We start from the raw sequence: 12918 nt of genomic DNA, 5'->3' as shown, positions 1-12918 counted from the left end.
CTTATCATCTAGCATAGAATAAACGCCTAGGGTCAAACCTAGGCGTTTTCTATTTAACTGTTAAATCATAAAAATGAAGATAACAGACAATGCGCTGATTAGGCCTGCAACGAAGTAGCAGCCAACTTTACCCGCAACACCGACATGGAACTTAAGGTCGTGCATGCCGTGGTGAAGACGGTGCATTGCGTGCCACATTGGCAGTGCTAGCGTACCGATGATGAATAGCGCACCAATAATGCTGGTGGCGAATTCAGACACACGCTCGTAGCTCATTGCGTCCGCATCGATGATGCCCATTGGCACTAAGATACCTAACACTAGAACTGTGATTGGTGTGATCATCGCAAACCAAGTACCGCCAGCGCCAAATAGGCCCCACCAGATTGGCTCATCAGAGCGTTGTGGGTTGTGGTTAACAGGTTTTACTTTGTAATTTGTGTTCATAACGAAAGCTCCTTACACCACAACAAGAACGATTAAAGAAATAAAAGCCACCGCTGCCCACTGGGTCAGTACGATGATTTTTTTATCAACCAATTTGCCTTTAAGACGGATTGGCATTACTTGAGGCATCATGCTGAAGAAGGTTTGAGCGTGCAGCAAGCTGCCTAGCAGTGCCACGATGTTGATACCAACGACGATAGGGTTCGCCATAAAGCTCAACCAACCAGCCCAAGCTTCAGGGCCTTTCACTAGTGCACCCAAACCGAAGGTTAGGAACAGAGTGAATAGAATCAAAGGCAGTACAGTCGCTTCACGTAGCATGTAGAAGCGGTAGAACGGATGGTTGCTCCACCATGTTCTCTTCATCTCACGAACATAAGGCTTACGATTGCTCATATTATGCCTCCTCTGCTGTTTTTACTTGCGATCCGTCTGGCTTGAACATCGAGATAACGAAGTCCATTGAAGACTCAACTTTACCTTGGTTTACTGCAGCCGCTGGGTCTACTTTCTTCGGACATACGTCAGAACAGTAACCTACAAACGTACAGCCCCAAGCGCCATTGTCGCCATTGATAAGCTTCATACGTTCGGCTTTACCATTGTCACGGCTATCTAGGTTGTAGCGGTGAGCAAGAGCAAGTGCCGCAGGGCCGATGAACTCAGGGTTTAGACCAAACTGAGGACATGCTGCGTAACACAAACCACAGTTGATGCAGCCAGCGAACTGTTTGTATTTCGCCATTTGCTCTGGAGTTTGGATGTTTGTGCCGTCTTCTGGCTTACGGTCGTTACCGATGATGTAAGGCTTGATCGCTTCAAGGCGCTCGATGAACGGCGTCATGTCGACAATCAAATCTTTTTCGATTGGGAAGTTAGCCAAAGGCTCAATTTTGAAGCCGTTTGGATAATCACGTAAGAAGCTCTTACACGCCAGTTTTGGCACGCCATCAACCATGATGCCGCAAGAACCACAAATCGCCATACGACAAGACCAACGGTAAGACAGGTCTTTATCTAGGTTGTCTTTGATGTAACCGATCGCATCAAGTACTGACATGGTTTCATCAAATGGCACTTCAAAGGTTTGAAAGTGAGGTTCTGCGTCGTGCTCAGGATCATAACGCAGGATTTCAATTTTTTGGATTCGATTCGCTGACATTATGCTTGCTCCTCTTCGCTCTTCTTAGCATTCTCTTCTGCTGCTTTTTCAGCGGCAGCGGCTTTCTCTGCAGCTTCACCGTACAGACGAGCTTTAGGTTGAGATTTGGTGATCTTAACGCCGCTGTAGTCGATGGTTGGTGCTGCATCTTCGTTGTAGAAAGATAGAGAGTGTTTCAGGAAGTTCACGTCATCACGTTCTGTGCAGTTGTCGTCTAGACGTTGGTGTGCACCGCGAGACTCTTTACGAAGGATCGCTGAGTGAACCATCGCTTCTGCAACTTCAAGACCGTAACCCACTTCGATAGCGTAAAGTAGGTCAGTGTTGAATACTTTGCCTTTGTCTTTAATGCTGATCTTCTTGTAGCGAGCTTTCAGTTCAGTGAGTTTGTCGATGGTCTTTTGCATCAAGTCTTCTTGACGGTAGATACCACAACCCGCTTCCATGGTGTGACCCATTTCAGTACGGATATCAGCCCAGTTCTCGTCGCCTTCTTGAGCCAAGATGCCTGCGATGCGATCTTCAACCGCTTTCACTTGCTTAGCGATAGACTCTTCGTTCCAGCCTTTGAATTCAGCAGCGCGTTTCACCGCTTCTTCACCAGCAACGCGGCCAAATACTACGAACTCAGCCAGTGAGTTAGAACCTAGGCGGTTTGCACCGTGTAGGCCAACTGAAGCACATTCACCAACGGCGAATAGGCCTTTAATACGAGTTTCACAGGTACCGTTAGTTTCAATACCACCCATGGTGTAGTGAACGGTTGGACGAATTGGGATCGGCTCTTTTGCTGGGTCTACGTTTACGTACGCTTTTGCAAGCTCACAGATGAACGGTAGACGCTCTTGCAGGTACTCTTCACCAAGGTGGCGAAGGTCAAGGTGCACGACATCACCAAGTGGGTGCTTGATGGTGTTGCCTTTCTGCTGCTCGTGCCAGAATGCTTGAGAAACTTTGTCACGAGGACCCAGTTCCATGTATTTGTTTTTCGGCTCGCCCACTGGAGTTTCAGGGCCCATGCCGTAATCTTGCAGGTAACGGTAGCCGTTCTTGTTGACGATGATACCGCCTTCACCACGACAACCTTCGGTCATCAAGATGCCAGTGCCCGGTAGGCCTGTTGGGTGGTATTGAACGAACTCCATATCACGCAGTGGTACACCGTGGCGATAAGCCATTGCCATACCGTCGCCAGTTACGATGCCGCCGTTGGTATTACAGTGGTAAACACGACCTGCGCCACCGGTTGCTAGAACAACAGATTTTGCTTTGATGGTAACAAGCTCACCTTCAGACATGTGAATCGCGATTAGGCCTTGTACTTCGCCATCTTCAACGAGCAAATCCACCACAAAGTACTCATCAAATCGTTTGATTGTGTCGTACTTCATCGAAGTCTGGAACAGAGTATGAAGCATGTGGAAGCCGGTTTTATCCGCTGCGAACCACGTTCTCTCTACCTTCATACCGCCGAATCGGCGTACGTTTACTTCACCGTTTTCTTTACGACTCCATGGGCAGCCCCATTGTTCCATTTGGATCATTTCGCGAGTCGAGTTTTCAACAAAGTATTCAACAACATCCTGTTCACATAGCCAGTCGCCACCGCCAACAGTATCGTTGAAGTGGTTATCTAGGCTATCTTCGTCTTTAATTACCGCTGCTGAACCGCCTTCTGCCGCTACCGTGTGCGAACGCATTGGGTAAACTTTAGAAATCAGTGCTACTTCCAGTTCAGGATTAGCTTCAGCCGCAGCAATAGCTGTACGAAGACCAGCGCCGCCTGCGCCGATGACTGCGATATCTGTGGTAATTGTCTTCACAGTTATTCTCCAGTGTGATGCGGAGTATTCCGCTTGTTATTATAAAAAGCCTATTTAGGAGGTTCTAAATTGTAGGAACCATTTAGCACCCCTAAGCCTTAAGTGGTAGGTTCAGTGTAAGAGAGGAAGGTATTCGAAAAGTTGATGCATTTGGGTTTTTAGGTCGGTAATGCATATGGAGGCATAGAAATTATAGGTTATGTGACTGCAATCACGGCAATGAATTGTTGATAACGATTAACCCACAGGACGGGTGTTAACGGCTTGTTGAGTATGATTTTTGTTATCAATGTTGATGTGAAATCTGTATTGATAATTGTATTGTAGAACGTAATTTTCTGGCTTCATTAAAACAACATTTTGCTTTCACGAATAGAAAGATAGAAGCTTACAAAAGCGATGAAAGGTGGTAATTTTCGTCGCCTAGAATTCAGTAATATGGAACTCAATAATGCACTCTACATGGCAACCGGCCGCAACCATTAAACATTTAAAGCAACGTGCTGATATCCTTAATCAAATTCGTCAGTTCTTTGCTGAGCGAAACGTGATGGAAGTGGATACGCCTGCGATGAGCCACGCCACGGTGACGGACGTGCATTTGCATACTTTCAAAACTGAATTCGTAGGGCCGGGTTATGCACACGGTCAGCCACTGTTCTTTATGACTAGCCCTGAGTTTCATATGAAACGTCTATTAGCGGCGGGCAGTGGCTGTATTTACCAAATTTGTAAGTCTTTCCGTAACGAAGAAAATGGCCGTTATCACAACCCTGAGTTCACTATGTTGGAGTGGTATCGCGTTGGCTTTGATCATCATGACCTGATGGATGAAATGGATTTGCTGTTACAGCAGGTACTTAAATCGGGCTCAGCAGAGCGAATGACTTACCAACAAGCCTTTATTGACGTGTTAGGTGTGTGTCCCCTGGAAGATTCGATGGCTACGCTAAAGCAAGCCGCAGCAAAACTTGGGCTCAGCGATATAGCTGACCCTGAAGAAGATCGTGATACCTTGCTGCAGTTGCTGTTTAGTATTGGGGTTGAAGCCAAAATAGGGCAACAAGTCCCTGCGTTTGTTTATGACTTTCCGGCTTCACAAGCGGCATTGGCTAAGATTAATCCTGAGGATTCGCGAGTGGCGGATCGCTTTGAGGTGTATTTCAAAGGCATCGAGTTAGCAAACGGCTTCCATGAGCTAGATAAACCACAAGAGCAGCTCAAGCGCTTTGAAGATGACAATGCCAAACGTATTGAGATGGGCTTATCGCCTCAACCGATTGACCATCACTTGATTGAGGCATTAAAAGCGGGCTTACCAGACTGTGCGGGTGTTGCTTTAGGTATTGATCGTCTGATCATGCTGGCGTTAGGTTATGACCACATCGATGACGTGACGGCTTTTCCTTTCCCACGTTCTTAACTTTTTGCTTTTGTTTTTACTGAGAGTGAATAGTCATTAGCTATTCACTCTCAGTTTCCAATCAGCTGCCAATTAACTTCACTAGCTAGCTGACTAGAATACCAGTACCCACTACGGCAACAATGGCACCGATCCAAGCGTAGGCATTTGGTCTCTGTTTGGTGTACAGCCAAAGTATTGGTAACAACATGATAGGTGTGGTTGAAGACAACAGAGCAACCATGCCGACATTTCCTTCTTGCAGTGCATACAAGATCAGCGTCATTCCCACCGCCATAGCAAGAAAGCCGTTCACTGCGGTAATCGCGAATATTTGACCATTCATCGGGTTAATTGCGCGTGAGAGCTTAGCGCCAGTTAGACGAAATGCGGAGTGAGCAACAAAAGCGGTGATCATACGAATCGCTGAAGCGGCAACAGGGTCTATGCTGGTTTGCATCACGGGTTTTGCAATAATACCGCCCAAGGCTTGGCAGATAGCCGCTGTGATTCCGAGAGCTACACCAATCCACACGGTGCCCTTGATGGTTTCGAGTTGGTTGTTGGCTTGTCCTCGACGACCAAAGAATATCGCGGTTAATACACCACTGAACACCAAAGCCGAGCCAATCAGCTCAACCGAAGTCATACTTTCGCTAAATAGGAAGTAACCAAGAATTGCCGAGAACACGGCGTGACAAGAGAACAGCAAACCTGCTTGGCGCGGTCCCATTCTGTTCAAACAGGCAAATAGGGCGGTATCACCAATGAAGATGCCAATTAGCCCAGACAGCATCATCGGCGTGACTAGGTCTGCTTCGACCGTTGACCAGCCACCAGTAAACCAAGCCATGCTCGATAAGATGATAGCAGTGCAACCCATGCGCCACGGCTATAGGCGAAAGAACCTAAGTGTTGAGCAGGCTTTACTGACATCAGGCTCGCGATAGCCCAAAGAAAAGCGGCAGCAAGAGCCAACCATTCGAATCCCATCTGAATAACATCCTTGTGTCTGGGATAAATTAGCTCATCAATATGCATTAAACCGGACTGAGAACAAAGTGATTCTTGTGAAAAGAGTCACTTTGTTTCAGTTATCGGTTTACGTCACCTGCCGCTCGGTGGTGAGGTTTAACTTATGTTGCTTGAGATGAGTTATACCTTAAAGCGCTCCACATCTCGGCGCATCGACTCGGCAGCGTTACTCATTTCATTTGAGCTATTGCGGCTGCTTTCAGCTTGTTGTGCAAGATCGTCGGAGGCATCCTTGATTCCTTGCGTATTACGACTGATGTCTTCGCTTACTGCGCGTTGCTCTTCTGCAGCACTAGCTATTTGCAGCGCCATATCGTTGATTTCAGTGATCGCTTGGGTGATTTTAGAGAGGCTGCCATGAGCTTGCTCTGCGAAGCCAACGCTGTTCTCTGCCAGTTGGGTGCTGGTGGTCATGCTTTCAACGGCATGTTCGGTATTCTTCTGTAACGTATCAATCATCACGCGGATTTCTTCGGTCGAGCCATGCGTTCTTTGGCTCAGTACTCGAACCTCGTCTGCAACAACCGCAAATCCACGACCTTGCTCACCCGCACGCGCCGCTTCAATCGCAGCGTTCAATGCCAACAGGTTGGTTTGTTCGGCAATGCCTTGAATGGTGGATAGTATCTGATTGATGCTTTGCGCGTTGTTTTCCAGTTCTCGAATAACATTGGCAGCGTCTTCAACTTGAGTTGCAAGACCAGTAATCGCATCGCGGTTTTGTTGAATAACCTCTTGGCCTTCGTTACAAGCGGTGGCTGACGCTTGAGAAGCGGATGCCGTGAGTTCGGCATGGCTAGCCACCTCAGCTGCCGTGGCTGACATCTCATGAATCGCGGTCGCTATTTGATTGATATCGTTTTGCTGATTCTCCACTCGAATGGATGATTGGGTCGCCAGTTGATTGGCTTTTTCTGCATGATTGTTTAAATCGTGGCTGTGCTCTATTACGCCCTTCAACATGCTTTGCATCTGGCTTAAGAACTGGTTCACAAGTTCGGCTAGTTTGCCTATCTCATCCATACGCGTGATATCAATACGTTGAGTGAGGTCGCCTCTGCCTTGAGCCAGCTGAGTCAGTGCGTCAGACAAGGTTTGTAGTGGGGAAAGCAGGCGGTTGATCACCACTGTGCTCGCAATCGAAATGACGATATACAAAATCAAAGAAGTAAGAGCGATGAACTGAATCGCGTCAGATACTGCGGAAAACGCCATTTCCTTATCGATAACAATACCCAGTGACCAATCGGTATTCGGGACATTGGCAATGTAGACCATTTTATCCTCTTGGCCAGGCCAAGTTAGCGTAGTGATCATTTGGCCTTGGATCAGTTGTGACACTTTGTTGGCTGTTAGTTCCGGATTCAAACTGGTCAGTGGTTTCTGACTTAGCTCTTCATCACTGTAGGCAACGATGTTGTTGTTACCGTCAACTAAAAACGCAAAGCCATCGTTATCCAGTTTCACGTTGAGTACGGTGTCGATAATGCTGGTTACAGTTAGGTCTGCCGCGAGGACACCTTGTCTTTCACCGTTGAATGCTTTTGCAAAGCTGATGACAATGCTGCCGTCAAAGTCTTGATAAGGTTCAGTAATGACGAGGTCTGATGTTGCGTTGGCATCTTTATACCAAGGGCGGGTGCGTGGGTCGTAGCCTGTTGGCCAATCTTCACCTTTGTCGCCATACGCGATAGTGCCGTCGCTGAATCCGGCATAAACAGACAAGAATTGTCCAGCTTGTTTGGTGATTAGCAACTCGCGGTCAGAGTTACTGTTGCTTGAAATGGTCGGTTCATTAGCAAGCATCATATCGCTGCGAGTCGAGAGCCAATCGGCAATATAATTCGTCGTGCCAGCACTGACATTTTTCATTTCTTGGTTGATCGCGACTTCAGTCTCTTGAGTGAGCTGGGTAACTGATATCCAAGCTTGGGTAGCACTCACGACGGCGATAATGATCGCAATGGCGATCTGAATTTTAAACTTAATAGTATGTCTCAAGGTCCATTCCTCTCTGATTAGACAAAACCTAACTACGTTGACGTACTTAATAATGAATTGATGTGTCTTTGATTGGCGTATAGTGCCGCTGTCTTAAGTTGAATGACTGTGTTTAAAATCATAAATTCTAAATATATTTACTCTGCTTTTTGTAAAACAGTGAAGTAATATCACAGTTACCTATTGATTGAAATGTCAGTTAATTGCTTGAGGTGGAGTGGTATAGATCGAAAAAAGCGCCAAATTTACATTCAGCGCTTTAGTTAGGATTAAAGGGGAGCGTTAACGCTTACTAGGTGATGATAAACAGGGCGAGGTAAACCATCAGCAAGCCCACAATACCTAAGATGATGCCCATCTTCGCCATGTCTTTGCTTTCGATAAGCCCGGTCGAGTAGGCCAGTGAGTTTGGTGGTGTCGATACTGGCAGAATCATGCCAAGTGACGCAGAGAAGGCGACCACAACCAGCAAGCCTTGCAGACCACCAATCGCAACTAGGCTTTCCATGGAAGCACCAATTGCAGCGGCTATCGGCATCAGCAAGTTGGCCGTCGCAGTGTTTGACATGAAGTTCGCCATTAACCAACACACGATAGACAATGTCAGTACCACAGCTGCAGGTGACAGCGATTCATAGTCAATTGCGTGTGCGAGTGCAGCGGCTAAGCCTGTTTTATCTAAGCCAATACCAATCGCAATACCACCTGCGACCAGCCACAACACATCCCAGTTAATCAGCTTGAGTTCTTCTTTGCCCATGATGCCAGTGAGCGTAAACACAGCCAGTGGAATGATAGACACGACATAGGTGTTCATGCCGTGCAGTTTGGTGGTCATCCACAATAAGATTGTCGCAGCGAAGGTGATGTAAACCACAATCGCTCGCCAGCTCTTTCTAAATTGTCCATCAAGCTTGAGCACCATGTTTCTTTCTTTAGAAGGGAAGAGTTTTTGTAGAAGAAACCAAGCGATGGTGAGTTGGATGATCACAAAGGGTAAGCCCATCATCATCCAGCTGAGGAAGTCGATGGTATTTTCACCCGTTAGGTATTGCAGCGCGATGGCATTGGGCGGTGTACCGATTGGGGTTGCGATACCGCCAGTATTGGCAGCAATTGGAATACACAACACGAGCGCTTTGATACCCATATCGCCTTTTGGTGCAGATGCCACGATAGGGCCGAGCAGCGCAAGCATCATTACCGTCGTTGCGGTATTTGACATGAACATTGAGAACACGGCGGTGATCAGCATTAAGCCGAGCATAATGAAGCGCGGTTCTGTACCAAATGGTTTAAGTAGCACTCGAGCTAGGTTGTTATCGAGTTCATACTTGGATGCGGATATCGCAAGAGCAAAACCACCCATGAAAAGGATGATGATCGGTGACGAAAATGCACCGAAGATGTCGGTATATTTGATTAACTCACCGAGGTCGTGCCCCGCTGGTGGATTTCTAAATAGGTGTAAACCTTTGTCAGATATCATCACCAGTTCAAGCGCAATGATCAAAATGGAAGTGGCGAATACCGGAACAGGTTCAAGCACCCACAGCAGGGCTGCTAATAAGAATATCGCCAACAGGCGGTGTTGAATCAGCGTGAGATCATCGATTGGTATTGAATCTATCGGCATGAATAACACGCCTAAGGGAATCGCAAAACAAATCAACAGCTTGACCAGAACGCCAACATTGAGTTTAGGCATGTACAAAGACCCTATAAATAAAATATCTTCAAATAGAGTAAGTTATCTGGATTTCTGGTACTTGGAGACGGGTTGGAAAATCAAAAAGTTGTTTAAGGTTTCGACAGTTGTTTTGTTTTTGGTCAATCTTTTATCTGGGCAATTAGAGACAAGAGTGAGAAGCAGCAGGTGGCTGGGCAGGGTTTGAAAGATTGAGTTGTTAGAGCTTGAGTAGCAAATGAATCGGTAGAGCTAAGAAAAAGGCGCGTTCTTCTCTGAAATAGAAAAAGTAACGCGCCTTGAAAGCTTAAATGAGTTAACTCAAATTGTTAAGCTTGGTCAGTGTTCTCAGCAGAATCGGTAACAACATCGTCATTTGCTTGCGCTTCTTTGCCAGCAATGTGCGCGAAAGGTGTACCAAGAACCGTTTTCTCGCCATTTTGCATAGTGTCGTCAAACTTGATCGCATCTTTAGCGAACAGGTTGATAACGGTTGAACCAAGCTTAAAGCGGCCCATCTCTTCGCCTTTCTTCAAGATGATTGCTTTGTCACCTTGTGCAGGGTAATCCCATTTGTAAACCGAGTTACCACGAGGTGGGGTGATGGTACCTGCCCATACTTGCTCGATGCTACCTACGATCGTTGCGCCAACCAGCACTTGTGCCATTGGGCCAAATTCCGTATCGAAGATACAAACGACACGCTCATTACGTGCGAATAGGTTTGGAACGTTTTCTGCCGTTAACGGGTTAACTGAGAAAAGGTCACCTGGAACGTAGATCATCTGGCGCAGTGTGCCGTCGCATGGCATGTGCACGCGGTGGTAATCACTTGGAGACAGGTAAAGCGTTGCGAATTCACCGTCTTTAAATTCATCCGCTAGCGCAGCATCACCACCCAATAGCTCGCGAGCTGAGTAGTTATGGCCTTTCGCTTGAATCAGTTGACCGTCAGTAATTGGGCCAAATTGGCTCACACGTGCATCTGCAGGGTGAACAATAACAGATTCACCTTCGGCGATAGGGCGCATGCCTTCTTTCAATTCACGCACGAAGAATTCATTGAATGTTTTAAAGTGTTTTGGATCGCTATGCAGAGCTTCATCCATGTTCACTTTGTATTGCTTGATGAACCAGTTGATGATCGCTGTCGTTAAGCCGCCCGCTTTTGCAGACGCAAGTTTGCCGACTAGGCGAGTCAGTCCATGTTGTGGAATCCAGTACTGCAATCCAACTTTAATCTTATCCATTGTATTAATTTTCCAATGCTAATTGTTTTTCAATTAAATCTGTTGATGACGGTTTAGGGCGCGAGATGTTACTTAAATTCGCGCCAATTGTCAGTAAATGCACACATTTGTTCACAAAAACGCGATTAGAGATCGGCTTTTTTGTTGCGTGAATACTGACGGTTATCTTTGTTACTCGCCATGCTTTCAATGATGCGGTGGTAGTTGTCGAAACGTAATCGACTGATCTTGCCGTTTTCTACTGCTTCGCGCAGGATACAACCAGGGTCATCGTTGTGTTTACAGTCGCGGAATTTACAACCGCCAAGGTAAGGCTTGAACTCGATGAAGGCTTCAGTGATTTCATCGGCTTCTAAGTGCCATAGGCCGAATTCACGAACTCCTGGTGAATCAATCAGATCACCACCAGAAGGGAAGTGGTATAAACGGGCTGCCGTGGTGGTATGCTGGCCAAGACCTGAGTTCTCAGAGACTTCGCCTTCTTCAATGTCTAGCGTTGGCATTAATGCATTCACTAGGCTTGACTTACCCACACCCGATTGACCAACAAAGATGTTGATACGGTCTTTAAGTTCAGCTTCCAGCTCTTTGATGCCGTAGCCAGACTCTTTACTCACGAACATCACTTTGTAGCCGATCTTCTCGTACTCTTTCAGTGTTTCACGGTATTCAGCAATCTGCTCATCAGTCAGCAGGTCGACCTTATTCAGCACAACAAGTGGCGCGATGTTTACCGTTTCTGAAGCAATTAGGTAACGGTCGATAATATTAAGTGATAGCTCTGGTAGCACAGCCGATACGATAACCATTTGGTCGACGTTCGCAGCTACTGGCTTTAGGCCATCGTAGTAATCAGGGCGAGTCAGCATTGAAGTTCTCGGCTCAACCGCTTCCACAACGCCAGAAATACCGGCCATTGATTCTAAGCCTGCGCGCCAAGTCACTCGGTCACCAGAAACTAAAGTCTCGATACTACGGCGTAAGTTACAACGATGAACTTCGTTAGTTTCAAGATCTTCGATATCAGCATGTTGGCCAAAGCGCGTAATCACGAGTCCGCTTTTGGTTCCGCCAAGCATGTTCTCATCCCATTGGATAGAATCTTCTTTCTTGAGTCGCTTGTTCTGGTTGCTACGTACACGACGTACTTGACCTTTGGTTAACTTCTTTTTTTTAGCCACAATTTTTCACTTAACACATCTAACTTGATGATTGGGAACTCAAACAGGATGTTGCTGGTACCACGTGATTTCGATGGTCCTAAAGCTAGTTTGAGTATAGTTATTTGGGTATAGTACCTCTTTTACACATAAACAAATAGGCGACGCCTTATGTCCTTTAGCGATCAGAACCTTATTTGGGTTGATCTAGAGATGACAGGACTTGATCCTGAAACTCATAAAATCATTGAAATTGCTACTATCGTTACTGATAGTGAGCTTAACATCCTGGCTGAAGGACCTGTTTTGGCTATTCACCAACCTCAGAGTGAATTGGACAAGATGGACGAGTGGTGTACAACGACGCACACTGGCAGCGGCCTCGTGAAGCGAATTCAAGAAAGCACGGTTTCAGAGCAAGATGCCATCCAACAAACGATTGAGTTTCTTGAAAAATGGGTACCAAAAGGTAAGTCACCGATTTGTGGCAACAGCATTGGTCAAGATCGCCGTTTCCTATACAAGCACATGCCAGAGTTAGAAGAGTACTTCCACTACCGCTATGTTGACGTAAGCACTCTGAAAGAGCTGACTCGTCGTTGGAAACCTGAAGTGCTAGATGGTTTTTCTAAGTCGGGAAGTCACCTTGCGTTAGACGATATTCGAGAGTCGATCGCCGAGCTGCAGTACTACCGAAAAACGATTATTAACATCTAGTCGAATAAAATGATCACGTTTATCTAACTTTTCAGGGACATAAGAGCCGTTTTTTTTGCAAATCTGTGTGCTTTTACAGCAGTTGAGTAAAAAGTTTCGTAATTTTGCATTAAGGACTTGCATCACAAAAAAATGCTCTTATAATTCGCAGCCCTGAACGGAGAAAGACGTTTTCAGATTGCGATACTAGCTCAGTTGGTAGAGCGCAACCTTGCCAAGGTTGAGGTCATCGGT

10 protein-coding genes and 1 pseudogene are annotated in these 12918 nt (G+C 46.4%); 2 read left to right on the top strand and 9 right to left on the bottom strand.

The annotated features are described in order from the left end of the window. Positions 1 to 60 precede the first annotated feature (60 nt). The 4 genes from frdD to frdA are packed head-to-tail and all read right to left on the bottom strand — an operon-like array spanning position 61 to position 3432. Entirely contained in the window at positions 61 to 447 is a 387-nt protein-coding gene (frdD, locus tag AB6D58_RS20105) for a fumarate reductase subunit FrdD (RefSeq protein ID WP_017063167.1), read from the bottom strand. A gap of 12 nt (positions 448 to 459) precedes the next feature. Then, a complete protein-coding gene (gene frdC, locus AB6D58_RS20100) occupies positions 460 to 843 on the bottom strand; it encodes a fumarate reductase subunit FrdC (RefSeq protein WP_017061300.1) in 384 nt (127 codons plus the stop codon). A gap of 1 nt (position 844) precedes the next feature. Next, entirely contained in the window at positions 845 to 1609 is a 765-nt protein-coding gene (locus AB6D58_RS20095; RefSeq protein WP_009847917.1) for a succinate dehydrogenase/fumarate reductase iron-sulfur subunit, read from the bottom strand. After that, positions 1609 to 3432: a fumarate reductase (quinol) flavoprotein subunit gene (gene frdA / locus AB6D58_RS20090; protein ID WP_372142049.1), complete on the bottom strand. Its 1824-nt coding sequence runs from the start codon at positions 3430 to 3432 to the stop codon at positions 1609 to 1611. Before frdA ends, AB6D58_RS20095 begins: the two co-directional genes overlap by 1 nt. Positions 3433 to 3883: 451 nt before the next feature. Between frdA and epmA the strand changes: the two genes are divergently transcribed. Then, on the top strand, positions 3884 to 4855 hold the full coding sequence (gene epmA / locus AB6D58_RS20085) for an elongation factor P--(R)-beta-lysine ligase (RefSeq protein WP_136982277.1): 972 nt from the start codon (positions 3884 to 3886) through the stop codon (positions 4853 to 4855). Between the two features lie 85 nt (positions 4856 to 4940). On the opposite strand, the pseudogene AB6D58_RS20080 reads toward epmA, so the two are convergent. The 5 genes and pseudogenes from AB6D58_RS20080 to rsgA form a co-directional block, all read right to left on the bottom strand. Beyond that, positions 4941 to 5827, bottom strand: a pseudogene (locus tag AB6D58_RS20080) (DMT family transporter). A gap of 162 nt (positions 5828 to 5989) precedes the next feature. Then, positions 5990 to 7870 carry a methyl-accepting chemotaxis protein gene (locus tag AB6D58_RS20075; RefSeq protein ID WP_372158214.1) on the bottom strand — a complete coding sequence of 627 codons (1881 nt, stop codon included), beginning with the start codon at positions 7868 to 7870 and terminating at the stop codon, positions 5990 to 5992. 292 nt (positions 7871 to 8162) lie between these two features. Continuing rightward, positions 8163 to 9578, bottom strand: a complete 1416-nt coding sequence (locus AB6D58_RS20070) for a DASS family sodium-coupled anion symporter (RefSeq protein ID WP_017061303.1) — start codon at positions 9576 to 9578, stop codon at positions 8163 to 8165. A 308-nt stretch (positions 9579 to 9886) separates the two neighbouring features. Next, the gene (gene asd / locus AB6D58_RS20065) at positions 9887 to 10807 is read right to left on the bottom strand and encodes an archaetidylserine decarboxylase (RefSeq protein ID WP_017063172.1); all 921 of its coding nucleotides are present in this window, start codon (positions 10805 to 10807) and stop codon (positions 9887 to 9889) included. A gap of 125 nt (positions 10808 to 10932) precedes the next feature. Beyond that, positions 10933 to 11988, bottom strand: a complete 1056-nt coding sequence (gene rsgA / locus AB6D58_RS20060; RefSeq protein ID WP_048663217.1) for a small ribosomal subunit biogenesis GTPase RsgA — start codon at positions 11986 to 11988, stop codon at positions 10933 to 10935. A gap of 150 nt (positions 11989 to 12138) precedes the next feature. On the opposite strand from rsgA, the gene orn reads away from it, so the two are divergent. After that, positions 12139 to 12684 carry an oligoribonuclease gene (gene orn / locus AB6D58_RS20055; protein ID WP_010434065.1) on the top strand — a complete coding sequence of 182 codons (546 nt, stop codon included), beginning with the start codon at positions 12139 to 12141 and terminating at the stop codon, positions 12682 to 12684. The last annotated feature ends 234 nt before the right edge of the window (positions 12685 to 12918 follow it).

It is taken from the genome of Vibrio sp. 10N.239.312.D08 (assembly GCF_041466145.1).
In the GTDB taxonomy this organism is placed as follows: Bacteria; Pseudomonadota; Gammaproteobacteria; order Enterobacterales; family Vibrionaceae; genus Vibrio; species Vibrio crassostreae_C.
The sequence above is the reverse complement of the archived record's forward strand: the minus strand, read 5'-3'. Positions and strand labels throughout refer to the sequence as shown.